General features: G+C 42.9%; 10 protein-coding genes, 1 tRNA gene and 2 pseudogenes. 6 read left to right on the plus strand and 7 right to left on the minus strand.

Annotated elements, in window-relative coordinates; genetic code table 11:
* The 4 genes and pseudogenes from A3775_RS25100 to A3775_RS17530 all read left to right on the plus strand — a co-directional run.
* A pseudogene (locus A3775_RS25100) lies at positions 1-298 on the plus strand (photosystem II q(b) protein); the annotation flags it as partial.
* Between the two features lie 133 nt (positions 299-431).
* Positions 432-1,028 (plus strand): annotated as a pseudogene (recR, locus tag A3775_RS17520) (recombination mediator RecR); the annotation flags it as partial.
* Between the two features lie 297 nt (positions 1,029-1,325).
* Positions 1,326-1,715, plus strand: coding sequence for a hypothetical protein (locus A3775_RS17525; protein ID WP_066426034.1), 390 nt, complete (start codon positions 1,326-1,328; stop codon positions 1,713-1,715).
* Between the two features lie 346 nt (positions 1,716-2,061).
* The gene (locus tag A3775_RS17530; RefSeq protein ID WP_066426036.1) at positions 2,062-4,401 is read left to right on the plus strand and encodes a WD40 repeat domain-containing protein; all 2,340 of its coding nucleotides are present in this window, start codon (positions 2,062-2,064) and stop codon (positions 4,399-4,401) included.
* Between the two features lie 249 nt (positions 4,402-4,650).
* On the opposite strand, the gene A3775_RS17535 is transcribed toward A3775_RS17530, so the two are convergent.
* The 7 genes from A3775_RS17535 to pdhA all read right to left on the minus strand — a co-directional run bounded on the left by A3775_RS17535 (position 4,651) and on the right by pdhA (position 11,275).
* Positions 4,651-5,217 (minus strand): Uma2 family endonuclease, encoded by a 567-nt coding sequence (locus A3775_RS17535; RefSeq protein ID WP_066426039.1) that lies wholly within the window; start codon positions 5,215-5,217, stop codon positions 4,651-4,653.
* A gap of 184 nt (positions 5,218-5,401) precedes the next feature.
* Positions 5,402-6,643, minus strand: a complete 1,242-nt coding sequence (locus A3775_RS17540; protein WP_066426041.1) for a DUF3825 domain-containing protein — start codon at positions 6,641-6,643, stop codon at positions 5,402-5,404.
* A 246-nt stretch (positions 6,644-6,889) separates the two neighbouring features.
* Positions 6,890-7,969 (minus strand): class II fructose-bisphosphate aldolase, encoded by a 1,080-nt coding sequence (gene fba / locus A3775_RS17545; RefSeq protein ID WP_066383528.1) that lies wholly within the window; start codon positions 7,967-7,969, stop codon positions 6,890-6,892.
* Positions 7,970-8,202: 233 nt separating this feature from the next.
* Complete coding sequence (locus tag A3775_RS17550) at positions 8,203-8,889, minus strand: Uma2 family endonuclease (RefSeq protein WP_066426043.1); 687 nt, start codon at positions 8,887-8,889, stop codon at positions 8,203-8,205.
* A gap of 138 nt (positions 8,890-9,027) precedes the next feature.
* A tRNA-Lys gene (locus A3775_RS17555) sits at positions 9,028-9,099 on the minus strand.
* Positions 9,100-9,160: 61 nt separating this feature from the next.
* Positions 9,161-10,030 carry an aldose epimerase gene (locus A3775_RS17560; protein ID WP_066383535.1) on the minus strand — a complete coding sequence of 290 codons (870 nt, stop codon included), beginning with the start codon at positions 10,028-10,030 and terminating at the stop codon, positions 9,161-9,163.
* 210 nt (positions 10,031-10,240) lie between these two features.
* On the minus strand, positions 10,241-11,275 hold the full coding sequence (pdhA, locus tag A3775_RS17565) for a pyruvate dehydrogenase (acetyl-transferring) E1 component subunit alpha (protein ID WP_066383537.1): 1,035 nt from the start codon (positions 11,273-11,275) through the stop codon (positions 10,241-10,243).
* 776 nt (positions 11,276-12,051) lie between these two features.
* Between pdhA and A3775_RS17570 the strand changes: the two genes are divergently transcribed.
* The gene (locus tag A3775_RS17570) at positions 12,052-14,337 is read left to right on the plus strand and encodes an IMS domain-containing protein (protein WP_066383539.1); all 2,286 of its coding nucleotides are present in this window, start codon (positions 12,052-12,054) and stop codon (positions 14,335-14,337) included.
* 159 nt (positions 14,338-14,496) lie between these two features.
* Positions 14,497-15,486 carry an AEC family transporter gene (locus A3775_RS17575; protein ID WP_066383540.1) on the plus strand — a complete coding sequence of 330 codons (990 nt, stop codon included), beginning with the start codon at positions 14,497-14,499 and terminating at the stop codon, positions 15,484-15,486.
* Positions 15,487-15,498 lie beyond the last annotated feature (12 nt).

Below are 15,498 nucleotides of genomic sequence, written 5' to 3' on the forward strand. Positions count from 1 at the left end.
TGCGTCCTTCAACAACAGCCGTTCCTTGCACTTCTTCCTAGCTGCTTGGCCTGTAGTTGGTATCTGGTTCACCGCATTGGGTATCAGCACAATGGCGTTCAACTTGAACGGTTTCAACTTCAACCAGTCCATCATCGACTCTCAAGGTCGTGTCATCAATACCTGGGCTGACATCATCAACCGCGCTAACTTGGGTATGGAAGTAATGCACGAGCGTAACGCTCACAACTTCCCCTTAGACTTAGCTGCTGGTGAAGTTGCTCCCGTTGCGTTGACTGCTCCTGCTATCAACGGCTAATACTTAGCTTTTCGCTAAATAAGAAACGCCTCCCAAGTGGGGGGCGTTTTTTATTGCGCTTTCCTTGTCAGTCATCAGTGGTGAGTTGTTTATGGCATCATAGTTAAGGTAAAAGCATTCTGGAGATACGACCACGGTTTACGCACGCCCTCTAGCACGATTAATTGAACAGTTGCAACGCCTTCCAGGTGTGGGGCCAAAATCTGCCCAAAGACTGGCTTTGCATATTTTGAAACGCCCAGAATCGGAAGTTGAAGCTTTGGCGCAAGCTTTGATTGAGGCGAAAAAACAGGTAGGCTTGTGTTCTGTGTGTTTTCATTTGTCAGCTGAACCTGTTTGTGAAATCTGTCGAAATCCTAACCGTGACAATCAGACTATCTGTGTTGTCGCTGATTCCCGTGATGTGATTGCGATTGAGAAAACCCGTGAATACAAAGGGAAGTATCATGTTTTAGGTGGGGTGATTTCTCCTATAGATGGTATTGGGCCAGAACAGTTGACTATCCACGCTTTGGTAAGGCGGGTGAGTCAGCAAAAACCCCAGGAGGTAATTATGGCGATTAGTCCGAGTGTGGAAGGGGAGACTACGACGCTTTATTTAGGTCAGTTACTTAAACCATTTACTAAGGTGACGCGGATTGCTTTTGGTTTGCCTGTGGGTGGTGATTTAGAATATGCTGATGAGGTGACTTTGGCTAGGGCTTTGGAAGGTCGGCGCGAGTTAGATTAGAGGATTTGATTTTTAAACGCGGAGGGGAGGCAGCGCGTTCGGTCGCCAGACTTGTAGCGACTGCCGTCGCGCGGAGGAAACGCGGAGGAACGCGGAGTTTTTATTGGGAGTGGTTGAAGAAATATAGTTGAACGCAGATGTACGCGGATGTACGCGGATGTGTTTGTATTTTATCCGGTTGTAATGGGTGATAATTGCTTTGTTTCTCCGTACAGCTATTTATAGTGCGAAACTTTTAGACATCTGAGTTAGTCTCTGGCTTGTGTTAGCTTGCTAGGTAGTGTTGAGGAGGAACGGATGAATAAAGCAATTATCGTCAAATTAATGATCACGTCACTAGGATGTTTAGGTTTGTTTGCTCCTAGTCAGGTTGCGGCGCAAGTTATCCCCCAACCTTGGGTTTCTGTGGGGGGTAAGGATGGTGAGACAACTTATGCTGTGGGTGCAAGAGCTTTAAATTTGGGTGTAGAGTTAGGTGTGGGGCCAGATGGTGCTACAGGGGTAGATGTGTTGAAATTTCTGCGTTTACCTGTGGTTTCTCCTTATGTGGGTGTGGGATACTATTCTGAAGATAAGGGTGTGGCGGTTTCTGGTGGTTTGCAGGTGGGTGCGAGCGATCGCTTCTTCGTCGGTGCTGGTTATAATTCTGTCCGGGGAGTCAATGGACAGTTAGGCATTCGCTTCTAATTTATCATCACAATTCTGTGTTTTTGTGGTAAATAATTACTTTTTCAACACAAAGACACAAAGAATTGCACTAAAAATTAGCTTTTCATCAATTAAAGAGAAGGATAAACGGTAAATGCTCTATCTTTCTCTTTTTTTGCATTTATGACTGCAATTTTTTGGTAAATGAAATATTTTGGCAAAAAGACTCCGGCAAGTAGTAGGATAGGCCATAACTAGAGATAACTTAAGATGGATGACAAAACTATTGACAGTGGAATGGATAGTATCAGTTATGTCTATCGGCTAACTAATACTGAAGTGAAGAAAAAACTATTAAAGTTATTGATTTAACAGGAATACCCTTATGGAGCAAGGATTAAGACTACTCATTCAATTAGTGATAGAGTTTGCACCAGTGGTTGTCAACCTCATCCAAAACCGAACAGAAGAAAGTCTAGATACAACTAAATACCCAATCCCCCAAGCAATTCAAGCAGTTGTGGAAATTGCCAATATTGTCACACCTAAAAAAACTCTAGATACAGGATTTGAGCAAGAAAAACTTCTGCAACAGCAATTAGCAGTTTATCAGCGTGAAACACAATTACAATTAGCAAAACAAGAGAGAGATACAACTCTCAAATTACCAGAAGTTAATAAAATCCTAGATAGCTGGCCTTTAAGACTCTATCCTTCACAAATTTTAGAATCTCATGTTGGTGATGGTCGCACACCATTAAAAGTTTTCCTGGCACCTCCACAAGTGAAATTTGATGAATTTGACCACAATCAGGATGAAACTTTTGGTATTGAGTTAATGTTAGCAGAAGGATTACGGGAGTTTATCAACAATTACTACTCCCTCCATAATCCTATGCGTCCCATAGAATTTTTAGCTGGTGCTTGGGATAGTAAGCGGTTTCATAGTGAATCTAGCATTAAGGCTCTGTTTGGAATGTTGAAAACTGAGCCTATTTTAATTTTAGAGTCAGAAATTGACGGAGATTATTTAAATTTTCGTATTGCTTATTGGGGTTTAGGTCAAACAAATTATTATTATAAAACTATTTCTCGCATACCCTACAGAGAAATGATTCAGCAAGCTGCTAAAAATCGAGCTTTGGAGTGGAGAAAAATCCGCGATGATTTATTAGCTTTAGGTGAAGATATTACAGAAATTAACAAGTTTGGTCAAGATAATGTAGTGAATTTAGCTATTTTAGAAAAAGCGGAAAAATGGCAAGCGCAGGGAATTGATATCAGTAAATTAGGTTTGAAATATCAAGTTAATCAACAAGATTTACAACAACTTTGTCAAGTATTAATTACTTGTCATAGTCTAGTAGCCGCATGGGTAGCAGATATCCATCATCTGGTGCATCATGATGTCACCCCTTTACTTCCAGAGTTACTACCCAGCTTACTAAAAGACGCTTTTGATTTTCAATCAGTCCAGGCGATTGCTACAGGTTATCAGCAAGTTTACCAAGCTTTAGAAAAAGAGCGACTTTACTGGATTCCTGAATTAGCTTTACAATTGGCACAGAGTTTAGCTCATTTACCTAATCCCTCTTGGTCACAAGAACAGGTAAACTACTCGATAAATACCTGGTTGGATTTGCATCAAGTCTCACGCCAAGAATTCGCTACTCCTCTAGAGGCGATGCAATCAGCTATTAGAATTGAAGATGAGGAATATATACTCAAGTTAAAGGAATACTTTCTCACAGTCAACGATAGACAAAGTGTTCTGGAAGTTGAGAAATTATTACTAGCGATCGCACATCTCAAATACAAACGCACCCTAGCAACTCCCGATTTGGGTTACACTATCACAGGACATTCCGGTAAAGTTACATCCGTTGCTATTAGTCCTGAAGGTGAAGTGTTAGTCAGTGGTTCAACAGACCAAAATCTCAATGTCTGGAATATTAAGAATGGTAACTTAATTCAGACTATAGCCGGGAATGTCGGCGAAATTTCATCTGTAGCTATTAGTCCCGATGGCAAGTTTCTAGCGGTGGGGAGTTGTGAACATCCCAGAAGTAATGTTAAAGTCTGGCATTTAAAAACAGGTAAACTACTGCATACACTCCTAGGACATCAAAAACCTGTAAATGTCGTAGTTATCAGTCCAGATGGACAGATTTTAGCCAGTGGTAGCAATAAAATCAAAATCTGGAATTTACATAAAGGCGATCGCATTTGTACCCTGTGGCATTCCTCAGCTGTTCATGCGATCGCCATCAGTCCCGATGGTACAATTCTCGCCAGTGGGAGTTCCGACACCAAAATTAGATTATGGAATCCCCAGACAGGTGATCCTTTACGTACATTTGTCAGTCATGCAGGAGATGTGAAAGCGATCGCCATCAGTCCAGATGGACAGTTACTTTTTAGCGGTAGTGCTGACACCACCATCAAAATTTGGCATTTAATCACAGGTAAACTGCTTTATACATTAACAGGACACACCGACGAAATTACATCCTTAGCCGTTAGTCCTGATGGAAAAACCCTGTTTAGTAGCAGTGCAGATACAGCCATTAAAATTTGGCGAATTTCCACCTGTGAAGCCATACAAACCCTGACAGGACATTCAGAAAAAGTCAACACCATTGCCCTCAGTCCCGATGGTAAGATTCTCGTCAGTGGTAGTTCTGATAAAACTATCAAAATTTGGCAGGTAGATAAAATACAATGAGAGAAATTTTTCAGGGGTTAATATTAATTTGGGAAGTAATAGATGCTGAAGAAATGCAGAAACATTTAGAGTATTTATCAGAGAATATTTGAAAATTATTGTTATTAAAATCAAATTCTTTCAAACCTAACCCCCCAGCCCCCCTTCCCTACAAGGGAATGGGGGTTTTAAAGCCTCTCTCCTTGTAGGGGAGAGGTTTGGAGAGGGGTTTTCAGTATCTTTCATGACTTTCCAAACAACCTCTAAGATTCACTCTAACAACCAAGCAAACAATTCCTTAACTGTCAGTTGCATTTCACTGGCAAATGATGGTACAGGAAGTAGCGAGTCTGGCTGATCAAACACTTCGGTTTCTTGCTTGGGACGATAAACAAACACTGTTTTATCTTCTGGGTCAATTAACCAACCCATTTGAGTCTCATACTTTAAACAATACAGAATATTTTTTGTGACTTTTGTTTGACTTTGCTCAGGAGACAAAATTTCAATTGTCCAATCTGGAGACATGGGAAATGTGTTAGCAACTTCCCCATTTTGATCACGGGGAATTCTGCTCCAGACAAAAACTGCAATGTCCGGTAAAATGGAGCGATCGCCAAATGTACAACGTAACTCAGGAAATGCACGAGCAATGTGTTGAGGTTTGACTACAAGATTGATGGCTGGTACAAGTTCTCCTTGAATTAAACTATGTTTCCCCTGTGGCATCGGTTTTTGAATAATTTGACCATCAATGTATTCACTAGCAGGTTTTGTTTCCGGTAAGCGCAGAAACTCCTCCAATGTCAGTGTTTTGGATGATGGTGCTTGTACCATTTGAGAGTTGCCTCCAAGAGTGCCAGACCAGTTGTCATCTCTAGTTTACCAATAGATTTAATTGGTTTAATTGCGATCGCCTACGGTAGACTACCTGTAGGTTAAGTTGGATATTCAGGATATCTGTGATCACTAGGGAAGGGATGCGATCGCACTAAAGTACAATACTCGTAGACAATTGCGCCTACTCGTCTTCAGCTTCATCTTGTATGATATTTTGTGCAATTAACCAATCGCTGTCTGGACGGCAAACTAATCGAGCATTGCTGTAAGCCCAAGCTAGAGGTAAAATTGTGTGACCAAGATAGCTACCGGATTGTGTTTTTTCAGTTACCAACGCAATATCAACTTGATTATCATCAACTAGAGCTAATGGAAGCAAGAGGGACATAATATTTCGTGTAGGAAAATACATCGGAATAGCAGTTTTATAATTCCATTTTACGCGTTTGATAGCCAATCTCAGTGCATCATCTAATCTAGCTTTTATAAATCGGTAGACTCTTGCATCTTCTTCGATTGCTTGACCAAAACGTTCAAAGTAAAGCATTTTCTGTTGATAAGACATTTTTGTTGTGTCTTCTCTAACAAAACCTTGAGGAATATTCTCTTCAAGAAAATTCAATGGTAAACGATCAGTATTCTCCACTATTATGTGGCGATAGTCCAACTTTGGTTCCTCTGCTGAAACGTCAAATAGCATATCTGCTGTATTGTTAAAGTAATTTGCTAGTTCTGGTAATTTACTAAATTGACGTACCAAAGTTTTTCCTGCCCAGTCCTCACCTGCGATGCAAAAGTCAGAAAACTCCCATTTCTGACGCTTATATTTACTCTTTTTAAATAGTGCATAAATAGGTTCATATCGTTTATCAACTAAGCCAGTATTGAAAGTTGCAAATTCTTCTGTCTCAAGAACTTTACCTTTTTCTTGAGTTAGCCTATAGAAAGTATATATAAGATAATTAAATAGAATTGGATATTGATTGATTTCGTTTCCCGGTTTTTTGCCATAGAACCACTGTTCATATAGAGCTAATTCTCTCAGTCTATTCAAAGTTGTTTTTAAGTCGCCAAGCCATGCCCACTCAAAAAGTGCATTCTTAGGGCTTCCTGAAATCCTTCGAGGAATTGGCTTAATTGCTGGAACTGATCTAACGGGTGTCTCATTTGGCTTAACTTGCGATCCTTCTGCAACCAATCTTCCAAGCGTGACCGGAATCTCAGAAGACTCATCCTGTTTCAATTCTATTAAATCAGCATATTCACTTAAAAAATGAGAAAGCTTTAAGTTTCCTGTAGATTTAAAGTCAAATCCAAAACTACGTAGAACACTCCCAAAGTCTGCCAGATAAAACCAGTTATCCTTAGTTACACACTTGCCAGCAGATTGAATAATGATGTTGCGGATTTCGAGTTGATCCATATAATGTCCCTGTACTGATTGCGGCTCAATTAAGGCACTATTTATACATATAATAGTTTGCTATGCGTTTACAAAGGCTTGCTCTTTTGAAAATAAACACTGATAAACCTAAAAATCATCTACTCTTCTACTACTGTCAAGCACTCGACAAAAAACCGGGAAACTTTGATGTCTCCCGGTTGATTTGTATGAATATCAAAAATGTTGCAGGAGCAAAACATTGCCCCTATTTATCTTTGACTAAAATTAAACTTTAGCAGCAGCCTTGGTGACAGCGTTTAATTCACCTTTAGCATACTTAGCAGCAAAATCTTCGAGAGTAACTTGCTTAATCTTGCTAGCATTACCAGCAGTACCGAATTGAACATAACGTTCAGCACAAACCTTCTGCATATATTTAATAGAAGGCTTGAGGAAGTGACGGGGGTCAAATTCCTTGGGAGCTTTTGCTAAAGCTTCGCGCACAGCCGCAGTGATAGCCAAACGGTTGTCGGTGTCGATGTTAACTTTACGTACACCGCTCTTAATACCTTTTTGGATTTCTTCTACAGGTACACCGTAGGTTTCAGGAATTGCGCCGCCGTACTCGTTAATCAAAGCGATTAAATCTTCAGGAACGGAAGAAGAACCGTGCATTACCAAGTGGGTGTTAGGTAGACGACGGTGAATTTCTTCAATGCGGCTGATAGCCAAAATTTCGCCGGTGGGTTTGCGGGTAAACTTGTAAGCACCGTGGCTAGTACCGATAGCTACAGCCAAAGCATCTACTTGGGTTGCTTCTACGAAGCTAACAGCTTCATCGGGGTCGGTTAACAGTTGGGAGTGGTCGAGTGCGCCCTCGAAACCGTGACCATCTTCAGCTTCACCTTTACCAGTTTCCAGAGAACCCAAGCAACCGAGTTCACCTTCCACACTTACGCCCAAAGCATGAGCTACATTCACAACTTCGCGGGTAACGCTAACGTTGTACTCGAAGCTGGCAGGAGTTTTAGCATCAGCTTCCAAAGAACCATCCATCATTACGCTAGTGAAGTTGTTCTTGATAGCTGAGTAGCAGGTAGAAGGAGCATTACCATGATCTTGGTGCATGACAATGGGAATGTGAGGATAAGTCTCTACCGCAGCCAAAATCAGGTGGCGCAGGAAGTTTTCACCTGCATAGTTACGTGCGCCACGGGAAGCTTGCAAAATGACGGGGCTATCTGTCTCTTCAGCCGCCTTCATAATTGCCTGAATTTGCTCCAGGTTGTTAACGTTAAAAGCTGGGATGCCGTAACCGTTCTCAGCCGCGTGATCCAACAACAGCCGCATTGGTACCAACGCCATAGATAGTCCTCCTAATAGTGATTTTCAGCTAGTCGGTATGAGACAAGCGTATTCTTTACGCTAATCTTAAGAGTTTTTTCAACTTATAGGAAATTATAACTACTGTGGGGTGCTTATGTTGAAAAAGTTTACGGTGTTACTCATCAAGATGCCCTATACTTGACCCAGACTGCTGTCAGGTATGCTACGTCTGTGTCAGATGTTTTGGTATTCTGGGATGCCAGATAGTCCACTCAATGTGTTGATTTGTTGACAAAAGCCTGATGTTCAGCAGACTGCAAGCCTGTTTGGACAACAGTCAATACAGTCTGCATATTCCCGGCTAATAACTCTGCGACTGCTAACCACAACCCAGGAAAAACCCGACTTCGCATAATTCCATCATCATCAGCTACTAATTCCAAATACTCACCCTGTTCTAAATAAAACCAACTCAGTTTTTGCTCCTGCACTTGCCAGACTATGTATTCTTTAACTCCATTGCGGCGATAAGCTTGTTTTTTGGCGTGCAGGTCAATAGCAACACTACTAGCCGCAATTTCCACAACTAACTCTGGCGCACCTTCAATATAATCATCTTCACTGAGCCGTGTTTGACCACCTGCTTCTGGTGTGATCAGAAGCACTGCATCTGGTTGCGGTTCGTTATCTAAGTCTAGGCGTACAGTCGGTTCAACGCCCAAAGCTACACCAGGGGTAGCGGCTTCGTAAGTACCAAGCCATGTGAGCATCCAACCATGCGGTTGACCGTGACTTCTAAAACGCACAGCAGCAGGCATGATATAGACAATTCCTTCGATCAATTCGGCTTTTCTCATATCGGGCGTAGCTTTATAGCGACGCTCAAATTCATAACGGGTGAGTTTGTCGCCATTTTCTAGACGAGGAATTGTTAAATACTGTGGTGGTGTTTTTACCATGATGGTGGTGTCTGGGTTAAGCCTAAGCCTATCCTACCGAATTGGGGCGGTTTATCTTGTGCTGGAAGTTATGCGATCGCACCCGCAGCCGCACCACCAAACGCCCATCAATTCGCAAACTTGATTTATCCTTTTATATGGGTCGCCCGGGATTCGAACCCGGAACTAATCGGTTAAAAGCCGAGTACTCTACCGTTGAGTTAGCGACCCGTGTTGCGTTTTGCAACTTTCTCATTATAGCAATATCATCTAGGGATTTGTCAAGGGCATTTTAGAAAAAATCTGCCGTAAATCTCACAGATGCCGTGTAATTAGCTCCCGGTGCTAGCACAGTCAGCTTTTCGCCAGTGTTGAGCGCGTTACGGGGTGCGCTCCAAGGTTCGAGACAATAGAATTCTTTCCCTTTCAATGTCCAAAAGACCAACATGGAAAAGATATCATCTGAGTCTAGAATCAGTTTCAGCTTACGGCTATGGTCTGTCACACTAGCTACTTGACTACTAATCTGCCCAAAAGCAAAATCAATTTCATCACGGTTAAAGTCAAAATTGCCATTAAATGGATGAACTTCTTTGCTTTTCTGGTCTTGATACTCCTGGGAAGGAATGGCAAACTCTAGCTGAGTTTTATCCCCAGTCAGGAAGTAAGGATGAAAGCCTGTAGAAAAGGGTAACTCTGTAGATGACAGGTTGTGATACTGCTGCCGAATTATGAGAGTGTTTCCTTGCAGTTCATAAGTGAACAGTAGTTGAAAGTCAAAAGGATAAACTGCCTTTGTTTGCTCGTTGCTGTTGAGAACTAGGGTGAGTGCAGCTTTGTCTTTAGTTGTCTGCTCAACTACCTGCCAAGGTAAATCACGGGCAAAGCCATGTTGCTTGAGGGTGTACTGCTTGCCGTTGAGCGTGTAAGAATTATCAGGTAAGTTACCACAGATGGGAAATAAAATTGGAATCCCACCTCTGACGCTCAGTTCTGGATTCGCAAAGCGTTCAGCGTCGAGATAGAGAATTTCTTTACCGTTGACTTGCCAACGGGTAATAATTCCACCACGTTCTGGCACTACTTCTAAATGAGAGCCTGCGGTTTCATCAGACAGAATATAGGTTTTGTACTGTTGCTGTTGAATGGCAATGCTAAACACAAGATTAGTCCTCATCTGGTGTGGAGAATGGGAGCAGGGGAGCAGAGGGAGCGTAGGGAGATAAGAGAGATAAGAGAGATAAGGGAGATAAGGGAGATGAGGGAGATGAGGGAGATGAGGGAGAAATTCTTTCTCAGTCCCCAGTCCCCAGTCCCCAGTCCCCAGTCCCCAGTCCCCAGTCCCCAGTCCCTAGTCCCCAATCCCTCAGATTTACTCGTCTTCGGCAAATATAAAGCGATACAATTCGCTGGGGTCTGGTTCAGGGCTGCTTTCGGCGAATTTTACGGCTTCGTCGATTTCTGCCTGAATTTTGCGCTCAATGGCTTTGAGTTCTGCCTCATCTGCTAGGTTGTTTTCTATCAGGTAAGCACCTAGTTTTTTGATGGGGTCGCGGGAAAACCAAAATTCTTTTTCGGCTTTGCTCCGCAGTTCGTCTGGGTCTGCTAAGGAGTGACCCCGGAAGCGGTAGGTGAGGGCTTCGATTAAGGTCGGCCCTTCTCCAGCACGGGCGCGGGCGACTGCTTCTTGGGCTACGGCTCGGACTGCTAATACATCCATGCCGTCTACTTCTACGCCCACCATGTTAAATACGCTGGCTTTTTTGTAAATCTCTGGGTCAGAGGTGGCGCGATCGTGAGCCATACCAATAGCCCATTTATTATTTTCTACGACAAAAATAATCGGCAATTTCCAGAGGGCTGCCATATTCAAGGTTTCAAAAAATTGCCCGTTGTTGGCAGCACCATCACCAAAGAAGCAAGCTGTTACTTGGTCGGCGTTGGCATCTCCCAAAACTTCCCGGCGATATTTACTTTGAAACGCTGCACCAGCTGCCACGGGAATTCCTTCGGCGACGAAAGCATAGCCACCCAGCAAGCGATGTTCAGCAGAAAACATGTGCATGGAACCACCCCGGCCTTTACTGCAACCGGTGGCTTTGCCAAATAATTCTGCCATCACTTCTCTAGCTGGTACTCCCGCACTCAGCGCATGAACGTGGTCGCGGTAGGTGCTGCTGACAAAATCTTCACCGGGGCGCATGGCTTTAATTACACCGGTGGAAACTGCTTCTTGTCCGTTATACAGGTGGACAAAACCAAACATTTTGCCTCTGTAATACATTTCGGCACACTTGTCTTCAAAGAAGCGGCCTAAAATCATGTCTTCATATAACACTAACCCTTCTTCTTTTGTAATCTGGGCTGTGGCTGGATCAAATTTCGGCAATGTACGTTCTTGAACCATTATTTTTTAGTATTCCTGTCCTCAAATCGAAATTTACCATTTTAAATAGGTTGTTCTCTGAGCAATTTTGCTGTTTCTCAGTGGAGTTTTGCTAGCTCCAACAACTACTCTTTATGCACCAAACCGAATTTTAGGGAAGTTTAAGAAGAAATGAATGAATTTACCGCTTTTACCGAAGTTATATATGATTAGCTCACCCTCATAGCTAAAATCTTTTTCTGATGCTTCTTACTTCCTATTTCAGTGCTGATGCTATCACTTAGGATAGCTTGGTTTCTGCATAGCCATGAACAATTTAGAGAAAATTGTGGCGAAAAGTATTTATTAGAATTATATAATTATATAGTTGCAACAAGATTTTTATTATGATAATATATTGATTTTTATTCGGGCAGCCCTTATCCTAAGAAACAGTGTATCTTTAATACCGTATTCAGAAATTTATCTGAAAGGAAGTTAAGTTTAACTTGTAGTGAGCATAAAACTTGTACTACTAAACTAAAGTAGTTAAGTTGGACAGGCTCGAAAACTGATACCATCTATCGCCAGGAAAAATACTAAGAATTAAAACAAATTATCAAAACTTTCTAGGCGAAACTCAAAAGTTGGGACTAAAATGTGACACACATTTTGGGAAGCAACAAGACTAATTGTTGTAATAGACACTTATAGTGTAAGTCCGGCACGGTATTATTCACTGTAAGATTATGGCACGGTTTTACACGCCTGGATGCTCTAGGTGAATTATGTTGATTACGGTGCAGGGGAAGTAGGCTGTGCGAATTCCGCTTGATTACTACCGAATTTTAGGACTACCGTTAGCGGCAAGTTATGAGCAATTGCGGCAAGCATATAGCGATCGCATTGTACAACTGCCGCGACGGGAATATTCTGATGCAGCAATTGCTTCCCGGAAACAACTTATAGAAGAAGCTTACGTGGTTTTATCAGATCCAAAAGAACGTAGGAGTTACGACCAGCTGTATCTTGCTCACGCCTATGATCCGGACAGTACCGCTACTACTCAAGTAGCAGTGGAAAATCGCCCAGATGGCAACAATGGCAGTCATGGTCATTTTGAGGCGCAAAATCTCAGTATCGATATTGCCTCTGAGAAGTTAGTTGGTGCTTTATTAATCCTGCAAGAGCTAGGAGAATACGAACTGGTACTAAAACTTGGTCGTAACTACCTGGGTAATCAAAATGGAGTAGCAACAACCAAAATAGCTAATCCTTTCGTCTCGGAAGGGTATCTCGACAATACTGAACGTTCAGACATTCTGCTGACTGTTGCTCTGGCTTGTTTAGAATTAGGGCGTGAGCAATGGCAACAAGGTCATTATGAAAATGCTGCTATGTCTTTGGCAGCCGGGCTGGATATGCTCTCTCGTGAAGGTATGTTTACCAGCGTACAGGCGGAAATTCAGGCTGATCTCTATAAGTTACGCCCTTATCGGATTTTAGAATTACTGGCACTACCTCAAGAACAAACTGGCGATCGCCATCAAGGTTTGGAACTACTACAAAGTATCCTTGATGATCGTGGTGGTATTGATGGCAATGGCAATGATCAATCCGGTTTAAACATTGATGATTTTCTCCGATTTATCCAGCAACTACGCAAATACTTAACGGTTGCTGAACAACATAAGCTATTTGAAGGGGAAAGTAAGCGTCCTTCGGCTGTTGCTACCTACTTGGCTGTCTACGCCTCCATTGCACGGGGATTTACCCACCGTCAACCCGCTTTGATTCGTCACGCCAAGCAAATGTTGACGCGTTTGGCCAAGCGGCAAGATGTACATTTAGAACAGTCCCTATGTGCGCTGTTACTGGGTCAAACTGAAGAAGCCACCCGTGTTTTAGAACTCAGCCAGGAATACGAGACTTTAGCTTTGATTCGGGAAAAATCTCAAGATTCACCGGATTTGTTGCCGGGTTTGTGCGTTTATACCGAACAATGGTTACAAACTGAAGTCTTCCCCCATTTTCGCGACTTAGCTGGGCAGAAAGCATCCCTAAAAGATTATTTTGCTAACCCGCAAGTACAAGCTTACCTAGAAGCTTTACCTAATGATGCAGAAACAACCCAGGAATGGAAGGTGATTAATCGCCAGTCCTTTCCGCAACCGTTGCATCAAAATCATCCCAGTGGGAGAAATCGGCAGGTTTATCATAACCGCACGGATGACCAAGAATTACCAACAACTCCCAACTACAACAGCGTAGAATCTCCCCATTTTCCGCCAACCAGAGAAAATACTGCGCCCATACCCCCTTACACTGGAACCTCACAACCAGAAACTCCGGAGGTGAAGCTGTCTGGTATGGAACGTGCAGCTAGAGCCACCCATCATGTCAATCACACCTCTCAAGCCCCTGTAGCACGCCCAACTACTAAGCGTAAAAGACGGAAGCCCGGTGATGGTGTCAAGCAAGTACGGACTCGCTCACATCCCAGACGCACTGTCAACCGGAAAGCCCGATTAGCGGCGACAGTATTTATTTCTTTGGCTGGGATATTAGTTTTCTGGGTGTTAGTCTCCACAACTGTGGGTGTGATCAAAAATTGGTTTTTCCCTGCACCTGTTTTGCAAGGTGAACAATTGTCCATTCAACTGAATGAACCACCAATCGATATTCCCGACCGTAACAGTACATTACAACCACCAGAGGGAGTGCTAACAGAAGTCACAGCCAGAGACGTGATTCAAACTTGGCTATCTACTAAAGCCGCAGCCCTAGGCCCTAATCATGATTTGGGTGGTTTAGATGAAATTTTAGCTGGTTCTGCTTTGTCACAATGGCGGTTAATTGCCCAACAAGTGAGAGCGCAAAACCACTATCGACTGTATGACCACAGTCTCAAGGTGGAATATATCAATAAATCTGAAACAGACCCCAATCGGGCAGTCGTGGGAGCTATGGTCAGGGAAACCACCCGATTTTACGAAAATGGCAGACTGCGAAGGAATACTGACGAAAGCCTACGTGTACGCTATGAATTAATTCGGCGGGAAGGCGTGTGGCTGATTCAAGGTATGTCAGCCGTTGTAAATTAAGTGTAAATTTTTGTATCGTAATCAATTAAACTCAAGTTGTTGTCTCTAGTCACCAGTTCAGAGTCCAAAGTATTGATCTGCTAGATTTCTAGCTTCTGGTCAAGACTCAAACACATTTGTACTTGAGACGGTTCTTGAGTTAAATTCCTATTAAGATTCATGGCGGAATCTCTGGTTCATGCTTATACGCCCCTAATTCTGTGGATGGGTTTGGGGTTATTAATTTTTAGATTTTTACCGAATTGGTTGCCAAAGTTCTTAGGTCGTGGTCTTTACTGGGTGGGTGTGCCGTTGGAATTGGTGGCACTAGCTCGTCAAGACAATCAGCATCCAGTGGGTGGTGTAGAAGGTTTTCCTATTCAAGCCTCGTTAGTAACTTTAGGCGCATTGCTGCTGGGTTTAATAGTGTCATGGCTGGTTTGGTGGGGATGGCAATATTTTAACCCCCGCTTTTTCAAAGCGAATTTGGGGGAGTCTGTTTCTAAACCTGTGCTTGACTCTGCCACTAAAGGCAGTTTTCTGCTGGCTGCTGTGTTAGGAAATACTGGTTTTGTGGGTTTAGCGATCGCACCCTATTTAATCAAAGTTGATGCGCTCAACTGGGCTGTTATTTACAGCATCACTCATAATGTGATTGGCCCCTATGGGGTAGGAGTATTAATTGCCAGTTACTTTAGTCATACACGATCTAAAAATCGCTGGTGGATGCAACTGTGGGATCTGTTGACAGTACCGCCTTTGTGGGGTTTTGTGATGGGTAAGCTTACCCAAAATATCCCACTCCCAGAAGTTCTAGAATCAGGAATCCAAGCTTCTGTAGATGTGGTGATTGCGGCGGCTTTTCTGTTGACTGGGATGCGTTTGGCTCAACTGCAAAGGTGGAAAAACTTGCAACTGGCCTTGCTCCCCAGTGTTCTCAAAGTGGTAATTACACCCCTGCTAGTTGGTTTGCTCACAACTTGGTGTTTGGGATTATCAGGCGATCGCCGCTTGGCAATGGTTCTGATGTCGGGAATGCCCTCAGCCTTTGCCGGTTTGATTTTAGCGGAGGAGTACAATCTCAACCGTGATTTGATTGTCAGTAGCATTATCATCTCCACGATTTTATTACTCCTGGTTCTGCCTGTGTGGATTCAGGTGTTTGGTTGAGGGGAGCGGAGG

Source organism: Anabaena sp. 4-3 (genome assembly GCF_001597745.1).
GTDB lineage: Bacteria > Cyanobacteriota > Cyanobacteriia > Cyanobacteriales > Nostocaceae > Trichormus.

What these genes read in the sequence shown, in the direction of transcription:
- A3775_RS17525 (WP_066426034.1), top strand. Translation starts at nt 1,326, where the DNA reads ATGAATAAAGCAATTATCGTCAAATTAATGATCACGTCACTAGGATGT.
- A3775_RS17530 (WP_066426036.1), top strand. Translation starts at nt 2,062, where the DNA reads ATGGAGCAAGGATTAAGACTACTCATTCAATTAGTGATAGAGTTTGCA.
- A3775_RS17535 (WP_066426039.1), bottom strand. Translation starts at nt 5,217, where the DNA reads ATGGTACAAGCACCATCATCCAAAACACTGACATTGGAGGAGTTTCTG.
- A3775_RS17540 (WP_066426041.1), bottom strand. Translation starts at nt 6,643, where the DNA reads ATGGATCAACTCGAAATCCGCAACATCATTATTCAATCTGCTGGCAAG.
- fba (WP_066383528.1), bottom strand. Translation starts at nt 7,969, where the DNA reads ATGGCGTTGGTACCAATGCGGCTGTTGTTGGATCACGCGGCTGAGAAC.
- A3775_RS17550 (WP_066426043.1), bottom strand. Translation starts at nt 8,889, where the DNA reads ATGGTAAAAACACCACCACAGTATTTAACAATTCCTCGTCTAGAAAAT.
- pdhA (WP_066383537.1), bottom strand. Translation starts at nt 11,275, where the DNA reads ATGGTTCAAGAACGTACATTGCCGAAATTTGATCCAGCCACAGCCCAG.
- A3775_RS17575 (WP_066383540.1), top strand. Translation starts at nt 14,497, where the DNA reads ATGGCGGAATCTCTGGTTCATGCTTATACGCCCCTAATTCTGTGGATG.